Origin of the sequence: Collinsella aerofaciens, from assembly GCF_039062315.1 — a bacterium.
Classification (GTDB): Bacteria; Actinomycetota; Coriobacteriia; order Coriobacteriales; family Coriobacteriaceae; genus Collinsella; species Collinsella aerofaciens_BG.
Genome location: NZ_JBCJBG010000007.1, coordinates 1 through 16,941 on the forward strand (window position 1 = coordinate 1; position 16,941 = coordinate 16,941).

General features: G+C 60.7%; 15 protein-coding genes and 2 tRNA genes. 15 read left to right on the forward strand and 2 right to left on the reverse strand.

Annotated elements, in window-relative coordinates; genetic code table 11:
- Positions 1 to 1,210: IS256 family transposase (locus ABCP74_RS05100; RefSeq protein ID WP_343001068.1), on the reverse strand; the 1,210-nt coding region annotated here is incomplete at its 3' end.
- Between the two features lie 678 nt (positions 1,211 to 1,888).
- Positions 1,889 to 1,964, reverse strand: a tRNA-Val gene (locus tag ABCP74_RS05105).
- Positions 1,965 to 2,151: 187 nt separating this feature from the next.
- Here ABCP74_RS05105 and asnB point away from each other — a divergent pair.
- The 15 genes from asnB to ABCP74_RS05180 all read left to right on the forward strand — a co-directional run bounded on the left by asnB (position 2,152) and on the right by ABCP74_RS05180 (position 16,877).
- A complete protein-coding gene (gene asnB, locus ABCP74_RS05110) occupies positions 2,152 to 4,032 on the forward strand; it encodes an asparagine synthase (glutamine-hydrolyzing) (RefSeq protein WP_161115110.1) in 1,881 nt (626 codons plus the stop codon).
- A 112-nt stretch (positions 4,033 to 4,144) separates the two neighbouring features.
- Positions 4,145 to 5,707: a Mur ligase family protein gene (locus tag ABCP74_RS05115; RefSeq protein ID WP_343001069.1), complete on the forward strand. Its 1,563-nt coding sequence runs from the start codon at positions 4,145 to 4,147 to the stop codon at positions 5,705 to 5,707.
- Between the two features lie 107 nt (positions 5,708 to 5,814).
- Complete coding sequence (locus tag ABCP74_RS05120) at positions 5,815 to 6,726, forward strand: HAD family hydrolase (RefSeq protein WP_343001070.1); 912 nt, start codon at positions 5,815 to 5,817, stop codon at positions 6,724 to 6,726.
- 51 nt (positions 6,727 to 6,777) lie between these two features.
- Positions 6,778 to 7,662 (forward strand): glutamate racemase, encoded by an 885-nt coding sequence (gene murI, locus ABCP74_RS05125; protein WP_195920122.1) that lies wholly within the window; start codon positions 6,778 to 6,780, stop codon positions 7,660 to 7,662.
- Between the two features lie 55 nt (positions 7,663 to 7,717).
- Positions 7,718 to 8,443: a ribonuclease PH gene (gene rph, locus ABCP74_RS05130; RefSeq protein WP_022094899.1), complete on the forward strand. Its 726-nt coding sequence runs from the start codon at positions 7,718 to 7,720 to the stop codon at positions 8,441 to 8,443.
- 140 nt (positions 8,444 to 8,583) lie between these two features.
- Complete coding sequence (gene rdgB, locus ABCP74_RS05135; RefSeq protein WP_022094898.1) at positions 8,584 to 9,225, forward strand: RdgB/HAM1 family non-canonical purine NTP pyrophosphatase; 642 nt, start codon at positions 8,584 to 8,586, stop codon at positions 9,223 to 9,225.
- A 3-nt stretch (positions 9,226 to 9,228) separates the two neighbouring features.
- Positions 9,229 to 9,675 (forward strand): D-aminoacyl-tRNA deacylase, encoded by a 447-nt coding sequence (gene dtd, locus ABCP74_RS05140; protein WP_055286755.1) that lies wholly within the window; start codon positions 9,229 to 9,231, stop codon positions 9,673 to 9,675.
- Between the two features lie 183 nt (positions 9,676 to 9,858).
- On the forward strand, positions 9,859 to 10,155 hold the full coding sequence (locus ABCP74_RS05145; RefSeq protein ID WP_006234957.1) for a Veg family protein: 297 nt from the start codon (positions 9,859 to 9,861) through the stop codon (positions 10,153 to 10,155).
- A 2-nt stretch (positions 10,156 to 10,157) separates the two neighbouring features.
- Positions 10,158 to 11,054 carry a 4-(cytidine 5'-diphospho)-2-C-methyl-D-erythritol kinase gene (gene ispE / locus ABCP74_RS05150; protein ID WP_343001071.1) on the forward strand — a complete coding sequence of 299 codons (897 nt, stop codon included), beginning with the start codon at positions 10,158 to 10,160 and terminating at the stop codon, positions 11,052 to 11,054.
- A 49-nt stretch (positions 11,055 to 11,103) separates the two neighbouring features.
- Positions 11,104 to 11,180, forward strand: a tRNA-Pro gene (locus ABCP74_RS05155).
- 112 nt (positions 11,181 to 11,292) lie between these two features.
- Positions 11,293 to 11,568 carry a twin-arginine translocase TatA/TatE family subunit gene (tatA, locus tag ABCP74_RS05160; protein WP_022094895.1) on the forward strand — a complete coding sequence of 92 codons (276 nt, stop codon included), beginning with the start codon at positions 11,293 to 11,295 and terminating at the stop codon, positions 11,566 to 11,568.
- A 106-nt stretch (positions 11,569 to 11,674) separates the two neighbouring features.
- Positions 11,675 to 12,145, forward strand: a complete 471-nt coding sequence (gene greA, locus ABCP74_RS05165; RefSeq protein ID WP_117820769.1) for a transcription elongation factor GreA — start codon at positions 11,675 to 11,677, stop codon at positions 12,143 to 12,145.
- A gap of 79 nt (positions 12,146 to 12,224) precedes the next feature.
- Positions 12,225 to 14,189: a lysine--tRNA ligase gene (gene lysS / locus ABCP74_RS05170; RefSeq protein WP_117820770.1), complete on the forward strand. Its 1,965-nt coding sequence runs from the start codon at positions 12,225 to 12,227 to the stop codon at positions 14,187 to 14,189.
- Between the two features lie 304 nt (positions 14,190 to 14,493).
- Positions 14,494 to 16,062 carry a threonine/serine exporter family protein gene (locus ABCP74_RS05175; protein ID WP_343001072.1) on the forward strand — a complete coding sequence of 523 codons (1,569 nt, stop codon included), beginning with the start codon at positions 14,494 to 14,496 and terminating at the stop codon, positions 16,060 to 16,062.
- A 221-nt stretch (positions 16,063 to 16,283) separates the two neighbouring features.
- Positions 16,284 to 16,877, forward strand: a complete 594-nt coding sequence (locus tag ABCP74_RS05180; RefSeq protein ID WP_343001073.1) for a DUF2798 domain-containing protein — start codon at positions 16,284 to 16,286, stop codon at positions 16,875 to 16,877.
- Positions 16,878 to 16,941 lie beyond the last annotated feature (64 nt).

A 16,941-nucleotide genomic window follows, 5' to 3' on the forward strand; every position in this document is an offset into this window, starting at 1 on the left:
CGCAACCGGTGAAACCGCCTTTGCGCGAACGGCGCGCCTGTTTAGCGAAACTGGTGAAAAATAGATTGACGCTAACAGCGCACGTCAGGCGCAGCATCGACTCCCTCGAGGGGAAGGACTGCACGACCCTGTAGCGGCGCTTGATCTCGCGGTTGGCGCGCTCCTGGACGTTGTTGGTGCGGAGCTTGGCCCAGTGCGCCCTGGGGAAGGCCGTGAACGCCAGCGCGGAGTCCTCGGCCTGCTCGAAGACCTCGCCGGCCCTGGCGGACACCGACGCCACCCAGGGCGCCGCCTCGGCCCACACGCAGCGCGCGAGGTCGGGGTCGTCCTGGTAGACCGCGGCGTGCACGAGGTCCCTGACGGCCGCCTTGGAGTCCTCGGGCCTGCCCGAGCAGGCGCTCTGGAGGTTGCGCTGCAGGTGCGTCACGCAGCGCTGCCAGGCGCAGCCCTGGAACAGGCGCGAGACGGCGGCCACGAGCCCGGCGTGGCTGTCGGAGACCACGAGGCGAACGCCGGCCAGCCCGCGCTCGCGCAGGCCGCCGAGGAACGCCGCCCAGGAGTCCTCGCTCTCGGTGTCGACCACGTCGCAGCCCAGGAAGTGCTTGCGCCCGTCGGCGCCCAGCCCGATCGCGGTCACGACGCCCTGCGAGACGACCGACGAGCCGACCCTGCAGCTCATGTAGGTGGCGTCGAGCCACAGGTAGCAGCACGGCGTGCCCGAAAGGTCGCGGCGGCGGAACTCCGCCACCTCGGCGTCGAGGCCGGAGCAGAGGCTCGAGACCTCCGAGCTCGACAGCGAGGATATGCCCAGCCTGGACGCCACGCGCTCGACCTTGCGGGTGGACACGCCGCACACGTACATCTCCTGCACGATGGCGGCCACCGAGGTGTCGACGCGCGACCATCGCGCGAGCATGCCCTCGGGGTAGTAGGTGCCGTGCCTGAGCTTGGGTATCTCGAGCTCCACGTCGCCCACGGCGGTCTTGAGCGACCTGGGGCGGTAGCCGTTGCGGCTGTTCTCCCTGCCGTCGCTGCGCTCGTTGCGGCCCGCGCCGCACATCTGCTGGGCCTCGGAGTCCATCAGCGCGTTCATCACGCCGCCCAGCACCCTGCACGCGAACTCGCGCGCGTCGCCGCACTCCTGCCAAAGCCTCGCCGCCTCGAGGGCCTCGTCGCGGCCGAGGCGCAGTACACTCTCTTCTTGGGGCATCGCCTTTCCTTCCATTCGTCACCTTCATTACTCCAACGACGAATTCTAGGCGGTGTCCCCTCCCTTTCAAGAAAGGGAAGAGGCGGGGCATGCCCCGCCTCTTACACCACATCTCTGCGCGCTACCCATGATTCAGCGGTCTGGAGCCCGTTTTGCCTTAGATTTGCTAAGGCAGGGAGACCCGCTGGTCAAAAAACATTAAATATGAGTACTGCTACCGATTTGGTAGCAGCAATTTTGGACTAATAAGGCCAGATAGCAAGTCGAAATGGCGATGAATGCACGATTGTGATCTAACTGTTAGTCCTTATAATGGACATATGTTGCGTAACTTACGCAAACGCTATCTTTTTATATGTTGCAAGCAAAGTAGCAGTACTCATTTTTGCCATTATTTGGCCACGGCCTTTGTGACAGACGTGCTGGCGGGTTCGAATCCCATGAAATGGGCCCAAACAAAAACGGTCCCCTTTCGAGGACCGTTTCCAACTCAATGGTGGGCGATGAGGGGTGTCGCGTGCGGCTGACGCCGCCCGCTTTCGCTTCGGGCCTACGGCCCTCGCGTGCTGCGCTGGAAAACGCTTCGCGTTTCCTCAGCTCCGCACCCTGGCGGGTCCGAATCCCATGCACCGGGCCCAAACAAAAACGGTCCCCTTGCGAGGACCGTTTCCAATTCGGTGGTGGGCGATGAGGGATTCGAACCCCCAGCCTTGTGCGTGTAAAGCACCTGCGCTAACCGTTGCGCCAATCGCCCGTGCGGAGAGAGTATAGCAAAACAATCGCCTCATTCATCTCATATCCATTAAAGGTAACTGGCGCGTGTCGGCGCGGAGCTGATTCAGTTGAGATTGCCTGAACATTCCGCCCCTCTTTACGCCCTCGGGTATACTCAAAAGCTACTGATTCGATTTGATGCCCAGCAACAGCAGAGGGGATAGTATATGTGCGGTTTTGTTGGTTTTGTCGGTGGGACGGATAACCAATCCGAGGTGCTCACCAAGATGATGGACCGCATCGTCCATCGCGGTCCCGACATGGGCGGTCAGTTTATCGACGGCCGCGTTGCCCTGGGCTTCCGCCGCCTGTCGATCCTCGACCTGACCGAGGCCGGCGCTCAACCCATGGCCAACGAGGACGGCAGCGTCGTCATTGTCTTCAACGGCGAGATCTACAACTTCCAAGAACTCCGTTCCGAGCTCGAGGCCAAGGGCTACAAGTTCCACTGCGGCGCCGACACCGAGAGCCTCCTGCACGGCTACGAGGAGTGGGGCGAGGCCGTCCTCGATCGCCTGCGCGGTATGTACGCCTTCGTCATCTGGGACAAAAAGAAGAACAAGCTTTTTGGCGCCCGCGACATCTTTGGCATCAAGCCGCTTTACTACTATCCCATGGCCGATGCGGGCGACGGCGCTCCGGGCGTGCTCTTTGGTTCCGAGATCAAGAGCTTCCTGGACTACCCGCACTTCCACAAGGCGGTCAACAAAAAGGCTCTGCGTCCGTACATGACGCTGCAGTATTCGGCGACTGAGGAGACCTTCTTCGAGGGTGTCTACAAGCTGCCGCCGGCGCACTACTTTACCGTCGATATCCCGACCGGCAAGATGAACATCGAGCGCTACTGGGATTGCGATTACTCTGCCGTCGAGAAGCCGTTCGAAGAGTATGTCGACGAGCTGGACGAGGTCGTGCACGAGAGCGTCGAGGCCCATCGCATCGCCGATGTCAAGGTCGCGTCGTTCCTCTCCGGTGGCGTCGACTCCAGCTACATCGCCGCTTGCCTTATGCCCGACAAGACCTTCTCGGTGGGCTTTGACTACAAGAATTTCAACGAGACCAACTACGCCAAGGAGCTTTCCGATAAGCTCGGCGTCGAGAACGTTCGCAAGATGATCACCGCCGACGAGTTCTTCGGTGCGCTCGAGGACATCCAGTATCACATGGACGAGCCGCAGTCCAACCTGTCTTCCGTGCCGCTGTGGTTCTTGGCCGAGATGGCCCGCAAGGACGTTACCGTCGTGCTTTCGGGCGAAGGCGCCGACGAACTCTTTGGCGGCTACGCCTACTACGAGGATACGGTCCCGGTGCGTAAGTACAAAAAGATGGTTCCGCTGCCCATCCGTCGCGCGCTCGGTAACCTGGCGCTGCATATGCCGTACTTCAAGGGACATAACTTCCTGGTCAAGGGTGCCGAGATCCCCGAGAAGTCGTTCCTGGGACAGGCTCTGGTATGGCCGGAGCGCGAGGTCGACGGCGTGCTCAAGCCCGAGTACAACACCGGCGATGGCGCCTTCGAGCTTGCCGCTCCCATCTATGCGCGCGTGAAGGGTCAGCCCGAGCTGGTCAAGAAGCAGTACCTGGACATGAACATGTGGCTCCCGGGCGACATTCTGCTCAAGGCCGACAAGATGTGCATGGCGCACTCGCTGGAGCTGCGCGTGCCCTTCCTGGACCGCAAAGTCATGGAGTTCGCCGAGCACATTCCCGACCGCTACCGCATCAACGAGAACGGCAACAAACAGGTACTCCGCCACGCTGCCAACAAGTCGTTGCCCGATGAGTGGGCCACCCGTCCCAAGGTGGGCTTCCCGGTGCCGATTGTCTACTGGCTGCGCGAGCAAAAGTGGTACGACTATGTCAAGGAGTACTTCACCGCGCCGTGGGCAAGCGAGTTCTTCAATACCGACGAGCTTATGCACCTGCTCGATCTGCACTTTGCGGGCAAGGGCGATTTCCAGCGCAAGATCTATACGCCGCTCGTGTTCCTAGTGTGGTACAAGCGCTTCTTTATCGACGAGGGCCAGCCTTCTGTTCAGGCTGCCTAGCCTCGGCTTACGAACGCCTGCGCGTAACGGCTCCTCCGGGAGCCGTTTTTGCGCGAGCACGTTTCAGTTACTATGAAAACCGTCCCTGCCAAATGGCTGAGAAAGGTGAAAGATGCACCATTCGGATTCCGCGACCGTGACCACGGTCGATACGCTTGCCAAGCTTCTCGATGTGTGCGGCGAGCTGCGCGCATCAGAGCAGGTTGACGAGCGTGCCGTGACCGGTTGCTCGTTTGATTCGCGCGCGGTCTCGGCAGGTGACGTGTTCTTCTGTAAAGGTGCTGCCTTTAAGCCCGCGTTTTTGAGCATGGCGCTCGATGCGGGCGCCGTCGCATTTGTGTGCGAGGAGTCGCTGGTCGAGTCTCTGGAGCCGCTGGCGCAGGAGAGCGGTGCTGCGATGCTGGTTGTTGATAGTGTTCGCACGGCCATGGCCCTGCTGCCGCCGGAGGTCTACGACCGTCCTGACCACGACGTCAAGATCGTGGGCATCACCGGCACCAAGGGAAAGACCACGGCCGCTTTTATGCTCCAGTCCATCATCAAGGCGGCGGGCGAGTCCTGCGGCATGATCGGCTCGGTGAACACCGACGATGGTATCGAGTGCTACGAGAGCACCAATACTACGCCCGAGGCCCCCGAGGTCTGGCGCCATATCGCCAACTGCCGCACGTCCGGTCGCCAGTCCATGGTCATGGAGGTCTCGAGCCAGGCGCTCAAGTACCAACGCGTCGAGAATCTGCCGTTTGACGTGGCGTGCTTCCTCAACATCGGCCGCGACCACATCTCGCCGATCGAACACCCCACGTTTGAGGATTATTTTGAGAGCAAACTCAGGATCTTTGACCAGGCAAAGACCGCCGTGGTGAATCTAGGCACCGAAGAGGTTGACCGTGTGCTAGAGGCAGCGTTGACGGCCGATCGCTTGGTGACCGTTGGCGTCGAGCATCCCGAGGCGAGCCTGTGGGCAAGCGACGTACGCATGGTCGGCTTTAGCATCGAGTTCAACTTGCATGGCCTGTGTGCCGACGAGTCCGAGACGGGGGAGAAGGTCCTGCTGGGCATCGCGGGCGACTTTAACGTGGAAAACGCGCTGGTCGCTATCGCCGCCGCGCGCGAGATCGGCATCGGTATCGAGGCTATCAAGAAGGGCCTCTCCAAACTGCGTGTGCCGGGCCGTATGGAGGTCGTGGAGTCGAAGGACGGCCGCGTGATCTGCGTCGTCGACTATGCGCACAACCAGCTTTCGTTCCGTTCGCTTTTCTCGTCGGTCAAGCGCGCGTTTCCCGCCAGCCCGGTCATCGCGGTGTTTGGCGCTGCCGGCGGCAAGGCGCAGGAGCGCCGCGAGCAGCTTCCGCGCGAGGCCGCACCGTATTCCGACCTGATGATCTTTGCCAATGAGGACCCGGCTCACGAGGACCCGATGAAGGTCTGTCGCGAGCTTGCCGAACATGTTCCCGACGATACGCCGAACAAGATCATCCTCGATCGCGAAGCTGCCGTGCATGCGGCGTTCAAGGCGGCGCGCGAGGAGTACGTCAACCCCGATGCTCCTACCATTGTCTTGCTGCTGGCAAAGGGTGACGAGGAGCTCATGCACGTGGGCGACGAGTTCGTGCCCATCGAGAGCGACCTTTCGTTGGCCAATCGCCTGATCGATGTTACCCAGTTTGACTAATGAACCATGATGGCGGCGGCGCCCTGAGTGCGCTGTCGCCATAAGCGTGTTCCCTCAATCAAAACATGCCGTCCAAGTCCAAATCCTTCTACGTAAACGGAGTAACCATGTCCCACAATACCCTGCCGACCGTTGCCGAGCTTTCGGGCGAGATGCGCGAGCGCTTGGCCAAGGTCAAGTACGTCTTTACCGACCTGGATGCCACGATGCTCGCGCCCGGCTCGTGCGTGCTGCGCGACAACGACGGCAACCCTTCGACCAAACTCGTCGAGGCCGTCGTGGCGCTCGCTCGCGCTGGTATCCAGGTGGTTCCCACCTCGGGCCGCAACCGTACCATGATCCACGAGGACGCGCGCGTGCTCGGCCTCAACTCCTACATCGGCGAGATGGGCGGCCTGGTCATGTACGACCTCAAAGCCAACGATTGGGAGTATCTGACCGGCGACATGCCTTACGACCCCGCCTGCGGCCTTACTCCGCACCAGGTGATCGAGCAGACCGGCGTGTGCGAGAAGATCCTTGCCCGCTGGCCGCACAAGATCGAGTACCACAACGACATGTCGACCGGCTACAAGTACCGTGAGGTCACCGTCGGCATGCGCGGCGATGTGCCCGACGATGAGGTCCAGGCCATCCTGGACGAGGCCGGCTGCGGTCTGGTCTGGGCTTGCAACGGCCATCTGACGCACCTGTCCAAGCCGACGACGCTCGAGCTTAATCGCGTCGAGGACGGTCGCGCCTTCAACATCAATCCGGCGGGTCTTAACAAAGGCGTTGCCATTTCGCGCTTCTGCGAGCACCTGGGGATCGAGTGCGAGGAGACGCTTGCGCTCGGCGACTCCGAGTCCGACTTCTACATGGCCGACCATGTTGGCATGTTCTGCCTGGTCGAGAACGGTCTGACGAGCGCCGGTGCCCCGGAGTTCTTGGACGCCTGCGACAATGCCTATATTACGCGCGGCAAGATTGTCGACGGTTGGGTGGCAACGGCCGAGCTGCTGGTCGCAGCCCGTTCGTAGCGCGACGCATCACGATTGGTCGCATTTTTCGAGAGAGAATCTGGTGAGGTAATGTCCGATATCGATAATATGGCCGGGGACACGCGTCCGATCGGCGTGTTCGACTCGGGCCTGGGCGGCTTGACGGTCGCGCGCGCGATCGCAACGGCACTTCCGCACGAGTCCGTCTACTATTTCGGTGACACTAAGCGCTGCCCTTATGGCACCCGCACCGAGGACGAGGTTCGCTCGTTTGCGTTGCAGGCGGGTCGTTGGCTTTCGAAGCACGACGTCAAGATTATGGTCATCGCCTGCAACACGGCGACCGCTGCGGCCTTGCGTTTGGCCCAGCAGGTGCTCGACGTTCCCGTGATCGGCGTGATCGCGCCGGGTGCCCGTGCAGCAATCAACAGCACGCGTACGCGTCGCGTGGGCGTGCTCGCTACCAACCTCACCATTCGCTCGGGCGCCTACACGCGCGCCATTCAGGATCTAGATGCCGGCGTCGATGTATACGGCTGTCCTGCCTCGAGCTTTGTCGAGGTTGTCGAACACGAGCTCGCCTCGGGTGCACATCTGCAGGAACAGTGGCTTGAGAACGAGGACATCTTCGATACGCCTGCCGTGCGTGCGCTGGTGGGTGCCACGGTTGAGCCGCTGCGCGACCATGGTATCGACACCGTGGTGCTCGGCTGTACGCATTTCCCGCTGTTGGTGGGACCTATCCGCCATGCGCTGGGGCCTGGGGTGCGCGTCGTGAGCTCCGCCGAGGAGACCACGCGCGAGCTGACCGATATCCTCACGCGCCGCGAGCAGCTGGCGGGCGACGCCGCCGAGCCGCAGCATCGTTTTGCCACGACGGCCGATAACATTGCCGAGTTTGCGGTGGCGGGTAGCTTTATCTTTGGCCAGCCGCTCAAGAGCATTGAGCATATCGATATCGACGAACTGAAATAGATACAAGGTCACCGACCAAAGGCTCACTTTCACCTTTTGCCGAAAGGATATTTCTATGGAGTATATGCAGGTCAACCGCGCCAACGGCCGTGCCGCCAATGAGCTGCGCCCCGTCAAGCTCACTCGTGGCGTCATGAAGCACGCCCACGGCTCGTGTTTGGCCGAGTTCGGTGACACGCGCGTGCTGTGCGCCGCCACTATCGAGGAGGGCGTGCCGGGCTGGCGAAAGGGAGCTAAGGCCGGCTGGGTGACCGCGGAATACGCCATGCTGCCGGCGTCGACCGGCAAGCGCTGCAAGCGCGAGCACGCCAACCGCAAGGGCCGCTCCATGGAGATCGAGCGCCTCATCGGTCGCAGCCTGCGTACCGTCGTCAATATGAAGGCACTCGGCGAGTACACCGTTACCGTCGACTGCGACGTGATTCAGGCCGATGGCGGCACGCGTACAGCGAGCATCACCGGCGCCTGGGTGGCGCTGCGCGACGCCCTCGCCATGTGGGTCGAGGCGGGCAAGATCGAGCGCATCCCGCTTATCGGCCAGGTGGCTGCCATCTCCATGGGCGTTGCCGACGGCAATACGCTGCTTGACCTCGATTATTCCGAGGACAGCCATGCCGAGGTCGACATGAACCTCGTCGCCACCGACACCGGCGAGATGATCGAGCTCCAGGGCACCGGCGAGCAGGCGCCCTTTGACCGCAAACGCCTCAACGCCCTGCTCGACCTGGGCGACAAGGGTATCGCCGAGCTCATCGAGCTTCAGCGCCAAGCCATCGCCTAACCTGCCAAAAGGGACAGGTTTATTTTGGTAGGTTTTATCTGCTGAAATGCTGCGTTGAAAGGTCCGATCGCCTGAGAGGGGAGAGGTCAAGTGCCCAAACGCCCCTCACGCGGCTTGCTATAGAGACAAGGAGGCCAGTCATGGCACTTGAGAAGATTGACATCGACACCCTCGACCCGGCGGCGACCATCGTCGTGGCAACGGGCAACGCCCATAAGCTCACCGAGATCGAGGCCATTTTGGGCAAGGTCATGCCCGAGGTGCGCTTTGTGGCGCTCGGCCAGCTGGGTGATTTTGAGGATCCCGAGGAAAACGGCACGACGTTTTTGGAGAACGCCATCATCAAGGCCCAAGCCGCGGTTGAGGAGACGGGCCTTATGGCCATTGCCGACGATTCGGGCTTGGTCGTCGACGCGCTGGACGGTGAGCCCGGTGTGTATAGCGCGCGCTATGCGGGCGTGCACGGCGACGATGCCGCCAACAACGCCAAGCTTCTCGTTAACCTGGAAGGCGTGGCCGACGAGGACCGCACCGCGCGCTTTATGAGCGTCGTCGCGCTCATCGACACGGACGGTCTGGTTACCTATGGCGAGGGCGCCTGCGAGGGCGTTATCGCGCACGAGGGCCGCGGCGACCATGGTTTTGGCTATGACCCGCTGTTCCTGCCGGTCGACACGCCGGGCAAGACCATGGCCGAGCTGACGGCTGACGAGAAGAACGCCATCAGCCATCGTTTCCACGCGCTCGAGCATCTGTCCGCCAAGCTGACGGGCGAGGAGTAGGCCATGCGTGCGGTGGTGCAGCGCGTGCTCAACGCCGGCGTGACGGTCGACGGCGAGTGCGTGGGCCGCATTGGACGCGGCTACCTGGTGCTGCTGGGTGTGGGCCATGGCGATACGCGTGCCGAGGCCGACAAGCTGTGGGGCAAGCTCCGCGGGCTGCGTATCAACGAGGACGAGAACGGCAAGACCAATCTGGCACTTGCCGATGTCGACGGCGAGGTGCTCGTGGTGTCGCAGTTCACGCTGTTCGCCGACTGCCGCCACGGTCGCCGTCCGTCGTTTACGGATGCCGGCGCGCCCGATGTTGCCAACGAGCTCTACGAGTACTTCCTGACGCTCGTTCGCCAAGATGTCGAACACGTGGCGCACGGCATTTTTGGCGCCGATATGAAAGTCGACTTGGTCAACGACGGCCCATTCACCATCGTCTTGGACACCGATAACCTTTAGGTTACGCGGTTTTACCAAACCGCGTAACAACTGGTCATGCGAGATTGTCGTCTGGTACGTATTCGAGACCGGGCTTTTTTAGCTACTTGCGTATGGCCACAACAGGGTGCTATAGTATTAGAGTTTTGTCTATCTTAGGGGTATTATCCCCTTTTTGAATTGCACCTTCTGGAGGCCCTGTTCATGGAAGAGATGGAAGTCAATCACGTCGACGACATCCACGAGAAGCTGACCGATATGGTGGGCGATCGCGTCAAGGTTAAGGCCAACATGGGCCGCACCCGCGTTGTCGAGCGCATGGGCACCATCAAGAGCGTTCACCCCGCCGTCTTTATCGTCGAGGTTGACGAGCGTCGCGGCCGCAAGTCGCGTCAGTCCTACCAGTATATCGATGTCCTCACCGGTCAGGTCGAGCTGTTCGACCCCGAGAGCGGCGAGCATATCTTTACCCCGCTCGGCAATCAGCTCGAGGAGCACTAACGGTGACCGATTGGTCCCTGACTCTTTCCGCGCCGGCAAAGATTAACCTCTACCTGGGGGTTCATACCGAGCGCGATGACCGCGGCTACCACAGGGTCGATTCCCTGATGGCAGCCGTCGGTCTTTTCGATACCGTGACGGTCACGCCGGCGCAGGCGCTGACTGTCCAGACGGTTCCGGCATCAGATTTTCCCATGCAAAAGAATACGGCGTATCGGGCTGCGGTTGCTATGGTCGAGCATTATGGTCGCGAGGCAAACATCTGCGTGACGATTGAGAAGCGCATCCCATTGTGCGCCGGCTTGGGCGGCCCCTCGACGGATGCGGCCGCGGTCATTGTCGCCTTGGCGGAGCTCTGGGGCATTGATCGCACCGACCTAGCGCTCGACGACATTGCGCGGGGCATTGGTGCTGACGTCCCATTCTTTTTGCACGCGAGCCCTGCGTTTTACGTGGGTGGGGGAGACGTGCTGGCAACTGAGTACCCCGCGCTGCCCGCGACGCCCGTCGTACTGGTTAAGCCGCGGGAGGCGAGCGTTTCGACAATTGAGGCCTATCGACGTTTTGACGAGGCCCCGGTGCCTGCGGACAAGCCCGGCGCGATAGCTTCTGCCTTGCGTGATGGTGATGCCGAGACGGCATATGCGCTCATCCATAACAACTTGGGTGTCATTTCCGCACAGATGGAGCCGCAGATTCAAACGGTTCTCGATTGGCTGCGTAAACAGGACGGCACCGTTGCTGTAGATGTGTGCGGATCGGGTGCCTGTTCGTTTGCCATCTGCGACACCGCCGCCACGGCCGAAAGACTTGCCGAGGCTGCCCAGCAAAACGGCTGGTGGTCCTGCGCGACGGAGCTCATTCCCAACACGGTTCGCGTCGAAGTGCCAAAGAAGTAAAAATTTCTCTAGCACACGACGGAAATCTTTGTTACTATAGTCGAGCTAACGGGTTGTGGCTCAGTTTGGTAGAGCACTGCGTTCGGGACGCAGGGGTCGCTGGTTCAAATCCAGTCAACCCGACCAGAGCATGAGGAGGGACCGCTTCTTGCGGTCCCTTTTTTTAGCTATTGTTGTGATACCGCGATACCCGCGGTATACTCATTCGAGCTTGTCTCGCTGTATTGTGGAGGTCTACATGTTTGGACTGAGGGCTCCTGAGCTCATCATTATTCTCGTCGTTGTCCTGATTATCTTCGGGCCCAAGAACCTGCCGAAGCTCGGCAAGTCCCTCGGCTCTACCGTCAAGAATATCCGCGAGGGTATGGAGGGCGACGATAAGGCCGAGACGAAGCAGGCCGAGGAGGTCGTGGTCGAGCAGTCCGAGGAGGACAAGGAGATCGCTGAGCTCGAGGCCAAGCTCGCTGCTGCCAAGAAGAAGCAGGCAGAGGACAGCGACGCGGACGCAGAGTAGTCCCATCCCTTTGGGGTGAGCACCTGACCGGCTTGCCCGCAGGCTAGCCGGTCTTTTTCGTTTTGTTGACAGTTGATTGTTTGATCAGAGTTGGGGAGATATCCGTATGGACGCAAGCCAGATCGTACTGACCGCTGAGGGCCGCCAGAAGCTCGTCGAGGAGCTCGCTTGGCGTGAGGGCGATTACGCCAAGGAGATCGTCGAGGACATCAAGGAAGCCCGCGCGTTCGGCGACCTTTCGGAGAACTCCGAGTATGACGCCGCTAAGGACAAGCAGGCCCAGAACGCCGCTCGTATTGCCGAGATCCAGGCCATCCTCGCCAACGCTCAGATCGCTGCCAGCACGGGCGACCTGACCGTCTCCATTGGCTCGACCGTCACCCTGGTCGACCCCAACGGTGAGCTCATCGAGGTCACGCTTGTCGGTACTACCGAGACCAACTCGCTCGAGCACAAGATCTCCAACGAGTCTCCGGTCGGTCACGCCATCATCGGTCACGGCGAGGGCGATTCCGTCGAGGTCGTTACGCCTTCCGGCAAGACTCGCGTCTACACCATCGCCAAGATCGCACGCTAGACCACGGTCCCGCGTAAAGGTATGTTTTCGCTCCCTGGGACCGAATCCTGGGGAGCGTTTTAGTTTGAGGAGCTAACTTATGGCAGAGAACCAGAACGCCGCCGATCAGGCATCGACGCTCAACGACGAGCGCGCCACCCGCCTGGCCAAGCGCGCCGCCCTGTTCGAGGCGGGCCAGAACCCCTATCCCGAGCACTCTGAGCTTGAGGACTACGTCGCCGATATCGAGGCTAAGTACGCCGAGCTTGCCGATGGCGAGGACACCGAGGACGTCGTGAAGATCGCCGGCCGAGTGGTCGCCAAGCGCGGTCAGGGCAAGATCATGTTCATCGTCGTGCGCGATGCGACTGCCGAGATTCAGCTGTTCTGCCGCATCAACGACATGGACGAGGCTGCCTGGAATACGCTCAAGGCCCTCGACCTGGGCGACATCCTGGGCGTGACCGGCGTGGTCGTGCGCACCCAGCGCGGCCAGCTTTCCGTTGCCCCTAAGAGCGCGACCCTGCTTGCCAAGGCCGTTCGTCCGCTGCCCGAGAAGTTCCACGGTCTTTCCGACAAGGAGACCCGCTATCGCCAGCGCTATGTCGACCTGATCGCCAACGACGACGTTCGCGAGACCTTCCGTAAGCGTTCGCAGATTCTCTCCACCTTCCGTCGCTTTATGGAGTCCGACGGCTACATGGAGGTCGAGACCCCCATCCTGCAGACCATCCAGGGCGGCGCTACTGCCAAGCCGTTCATTACCCACTTCAACGCGCTCGATCAGGAGTGCTACCTGCGTATTGCCACCGAGCTGCACCTCAAGCGCTGCATTGTCGGTGGTTTTGAGCGCGTGTTCGAGATCGGCCGCATCTTCCGTAACGAGGGCATGGACCTTACCCACAACCCCGAGTTCACCACGATGGAGGCCTACCGTGCCTTCTCCGACCTCGAGGGCATGAAGGCGCTCGCCCAGGGTGTCATTAAGGCGGCTAACAAGGCCATCGGCAACCCCGAGGTCATCGAGTACCAGGGCCAGACCATCGACCTTTCTGGTGAGTGGGCCAGCCGTCCCATGACCGACATCGTCTCGGACGTGCTCGGCAAGCAGGTCACCATCGACACGCCGGTCGAGGAGCTTGCTGCCGCCGCGCGCGAGAAGGGCCTGGAGATTAAGCCCGAGTGGACCGCCGGCAAGATTATCGCCGAGATTTACGATGAGCTGGGCGAGGACACCATCGTCAACCCGACCTTCGTGTGCGATTACCCCATCGAGGTCAGCCCGCTTGCCAAGCGCTTTGAGGACGACCCGCGCCTGACGCACCGCTTTGAGCTGGTTATTGCCGGTCACGAGTATGCCAACGCGTTCTCCGAGCTCAACGACCCGGTCGACCAGGCTGAGCGCTTTGCTGCCCAGATGGCCGAGAAGGCCGGCGGCGACGACGAGGCCATGGAGTATGACGAGGACTACGTGCGCGCCCTCGAGTACGGTATGCCTCCCGCGGGCGGCATTGGCATCGGTATCGACCGCGTGGTCATGCTGCTTACTAACCAGGCTTCTATCCGCGACGTGCTGCTGTTCCCGCACATGAAGCCCGAGAAGGGTTTCCAGTCCGGTGCCGCTGCCGCCAAGGCTGCCGAGGCCGGCAACGCCGCGAGCCCGTTCGTTAAGTCGCTTAAGCCCACGCTCGATTACTCCAAGATCGCCGTTGAGCCGCTGTTTGAGGAGTTCGTCGACTTTGATACCTTCTCCAAGAGCGATTTCCGCGCTGTGAAGGTCAAGGCATGCGAGGCCGTCAAGAAGTCCAAGAAGCTGCTGAACTTTACGCTCGATGACGGTACCGGTACCGACCGCACCATCCTCTCCGGTATTCACGCTTATTACGAGCCCGAGGACCTGGTCGGCAAGACTCTGCTCGCCATCACCAACCTGCCTCCGCGCAAGATGATGGGCATTCCCAGCTGCGGCATGCTGATCAGCGCTGTCCACGAGGAGGAGGGCGAGGAGCGTCTCAACTTGATCCAGCTCGACGCCTCCATCCCCGCCGGCGCAAAGATGTACTAACTAGTTACGCGGTTCTACGAACCGCGTAACGGCTCGACGCTGCGCGGGCCGCATTTGGACAATCTGACGTTCAACTTCAAGGGCGCGACCAGAAGGTCAGCGCCCTTTCGTTTCACGTCACCTTGTCTCAAATGCGGCCCGCTCGCTGACGTTGCCAATACATCGATGTAGTCATTGGGGACGTTCTTAAACGACTACCCAACGGATATTGCGCACATGGCTCGCATGACAGTCGTCTCTTTTATGTTTCCTTTAGCCGTCGCTGCCTAGGATGGGGGTTAGTCGGCAGGAAGGGAGCGTCTATATGGACGACGCGAGCGATCGTGCAATCGAAGAGGACATGCTCGATCAGTTCAATTACTTTGATGATGAGGACGAGGAGCTGATCGACCGTCGCGAGCCAGCGCCGCTTGATTCCTTTGATCTGGTCGATGAAGAGGCTGATGAGGTTGAGGGTGAATCAGTGGAGCCCCCACAGCCTTCGCGCCTTGACTCGCTGCTTTCGAGAGCCCCCATGCACCACGGCGTTCGTGCCGGCGCGCTCCATATGAAAACTGACTGGCACCAGATCGTGACGGCAGGCGATGAGCTTGCCGTCGATGCGCCACTCACCGATAAGTCATCCATCATCTGCCGCACCGGCATGCTTATGCTGGCAAGCGGAACAGGTGCCTGGCGCGTGCGCGATACCATGAATCGTGTTGCTGCCGTACTCGGCGTCACGATTCACGTCGACCTGAGTCTTCTGTCGTTTGAGTGCACTTGCATCGAAGATGGCCACTGCTTTAACGAGGTTGTCAGCCTGCCCACAACGGGAGTCAATACCCATCGCATTTGGATGATGGAGAGCTTCTTAAAGGAAATCGAGACGTATGGGCGCCGGTTTACCGTGCACGAATACCACGAGATGCTCAGGACCGTTGAGAGCTCAAAGCCCGATTACTCTCCCTGGCAACAGGGCCTTGCGGCAGCCTGTGCTTGCGGCGCCTTCGTCTTTTTGCTCGGCGGCGGCCCTATCGAGATGGCCTGCGCATTCGTAGGCGCTGGTGTCGGCAACTTTGCTCGCTCCCATATTCTCAAGCAGGGTCTTGGCCAGTTTAGCGCGCTGACGACGGGCGTTGCGCTCGCTTGCGTTTCGTATCTGCTGGCATTGCTCGGCCTTGGCCAGGTCGTACCGGGGGCAATGTCGCACCAAGAAGGCTATATCGGCGCCATGCTCTTTGTGATTCCCGGCTTTCCCCTCATTACGGCAGGCCTCGACATCGCTAAGCTCGATATGCGAAGCGGCATTGAGCGTCTTTCGTATGCCGTGTCGATTATTGTGATGGCGACCCTTGTGGGCTGGATGGTTGCCGAGTGTGCGGGGCTGGCACCGGATGATTTTGCCCCGCTCGGCCTTTCGCCGCTTGCCCTTACGCTCCTGCGCGTGGTGATGAGCTTCGTTGGCGTATTCGGCTTCTCGGTGATGTTCAACAGCCCGGTAAAGATGGCCGCGGCAGCTGGGCTGATCGGCGCCGTGTCCAATACCTTGCGCCTTACGCTCGTCGATGCGCCGACGCTGTTTCCCTTTCTGGGCCTGAGCGTAGGTATGCCTCCCGAGGCGGCAGCGTTTATCGGCGCGCTGATATCGGGACTGCTGGCAAGCTTGGCCGAAGTCAAGCTCACCTACCCACGTATCGCCCTCACGGTGCCATCAATTGTCATTATGGTGCCGGGCCTGTATCTGTATCGCTCGATGTACTACATGTGCACCTTCGATACGGTCAATATGCTCGGTTGGTTTGTGCGTGCAGTGCTCATTGTGGCGTTTTTGCCCGTTGGTCTGGGTGTGGCACGTACACTCACCGACCCTCGCTGGCGCCACACCAGCTAATTAGTCGTTGGGGACGTCCCAACGGATCAACTGCGCCTCGCATTTTCATAAACTCAACGCTTACGAAGCACGTGCTTTTCGTGCTAGGCTGGTTTCACCACATAAGTAGTCGCAGACGCACGTACCACGGGCGGGCGAGATGAAGTCCCAACAGCTCCATCTCGCCCGCCCGTTTTTGTTGCGTGGTGCCGCGGCGTAACACAGAAAGGACCATGCCCTTTATGCCTATCAACAAACGAGAGAGCCTGCTGTTCACCTTTATCATGTGCTTTTGCATGGTGCTCTGGATGAGCATCTACAACGTTGCCCTGCAGCATGGGGCCATCAACGGCGAGGTTGTTGCCGCCGCGTGGCTCGGCTTCCCCGTTGCCTACGTTTTTGCCATGTGCTGCGACTGGTTTGTTGCCAGCCCCCTTGCTAAGGGCTTCGCCTTTAAATTCCTGGTCACGCCGGGCAAGAGCTCGCCGCTTGCCATGACGCTCGCCGTCAGCTCCTGCATGGTCGTTCCCATGGTTATCATCATGTCGCTCTACGGCGCGTGTGAAGGCCTGTTCCATATGCCCGGCGGCCCGCTTGCCAATTTGCAGGCGCTGCCGATGATGTGGCTCGTCAACATTCCGCGCAACTTTATCATGGCCCTGCCCTGGAACCTGCTGGTGGCTGGTCCGGTTGCTCGCTTTGTCTTCCGCCGCGCCTTCCCCATGGGAACCGTCTTTGAAGAGCAGCATATGGAGCTTGTGCGTATGCCTGGCGCTCCCGTTGCCGATGCCGTCAATGACGTTGCCGAGAGCATGGACGCCGAGCCTGCCTGCTAGGCAACAGCCTCTAGCCTAGAGCGCCCACCGCACCCGGCGATTCCTTTTTTTGTAGACGTTGTCG

Bases quoted from the DNA above. Each gene is read 5' to 3' on its own strand.
- tatA (WP_022094895.1), top strand. From the start codon at position 11,293: ATGTTTGGACTGAGGGCTCCTGAGCTCATCATTATTCTCGTCGTTGTC.
- ABCP74_RS05180 (WP_343001073.1), top strand. From the start codon at position 16,284: ATGCCTATCAACAAACGAGAGAGCCTGCTGTTCACCTTTATCATGTGC.
- murI (WP_195920122.1), top strand. From the start codon at position 6,778: ATGTCCGATATCGATAATATGGCCGGGGACACGCGTCCGATCGGCGTG.
- asnB (WP_161115110.1), top strand. From the start codon at position 2,152: ATGTGCGGTTTTGTTGGTTTTGTCGGTGGGACGGATAACCAATCCGAG.
- lysS (WP_117820770.1), top strand. From the start codon at position 12,225: ATGGCAGAGAACCAGAACGCCGCCGATCAGGCATCGACGCTCAACGAC.
- greA (WP_117820769.1), top strand. From the start codon at position 11,675: ATGGACGCAAGCCAGATCGTACTGACCGCTGAGGGCCGCCAGAAGCTC.
- dtd (WP_055286755.1), top strand. From the start codon at position 9,229: ATGCGTGCGGTGGTGCAGCGCGTGCTCAACGCCGGCGTGACGGTCGAC.
- rph (WP_022094899.1), top strand. From the start codon at position 7,718: ATGGAGTATATGCAGGTCAACCGCGCCAACGGCCGTGCCGCCAATGAG.
- rdgB (WP_022094898.1), top strand. From the start codon at position 8,584: ATGGCACTTGAGAAGATTGACATCGACACCCTCGACCCGGCGGCGACC.
- ABCP74_RS05115 (WP_343001069.1), top strand. From the start codon at position 4,145: ATGCACCATTCGGATTCCGCGACCGTGACCACGGTCGATACGCTTGCC.
- ABCP74_RS05175 (WP_343001072.1), top strand. From the start codon at position 14,494: ATGGACGACGCGAGCGATCGTGCAATCGAAGAGGACATGCTCGATCAG.
- ABCP74_RS05145 (WP_006234957.1), top strand. From the start codon at position 9,859: ATGGAAGAGATGGAAGTCAATCACGTCGACGACATCCACGAGAAGCTG.
- ABCP74_RS05120 (WP_343001070.1), top strand. From the start codon at position 5,815: ATGTCCCACAATACCCTGCCGACCGTTGCCGAGCTTTCGGGCGAGATG.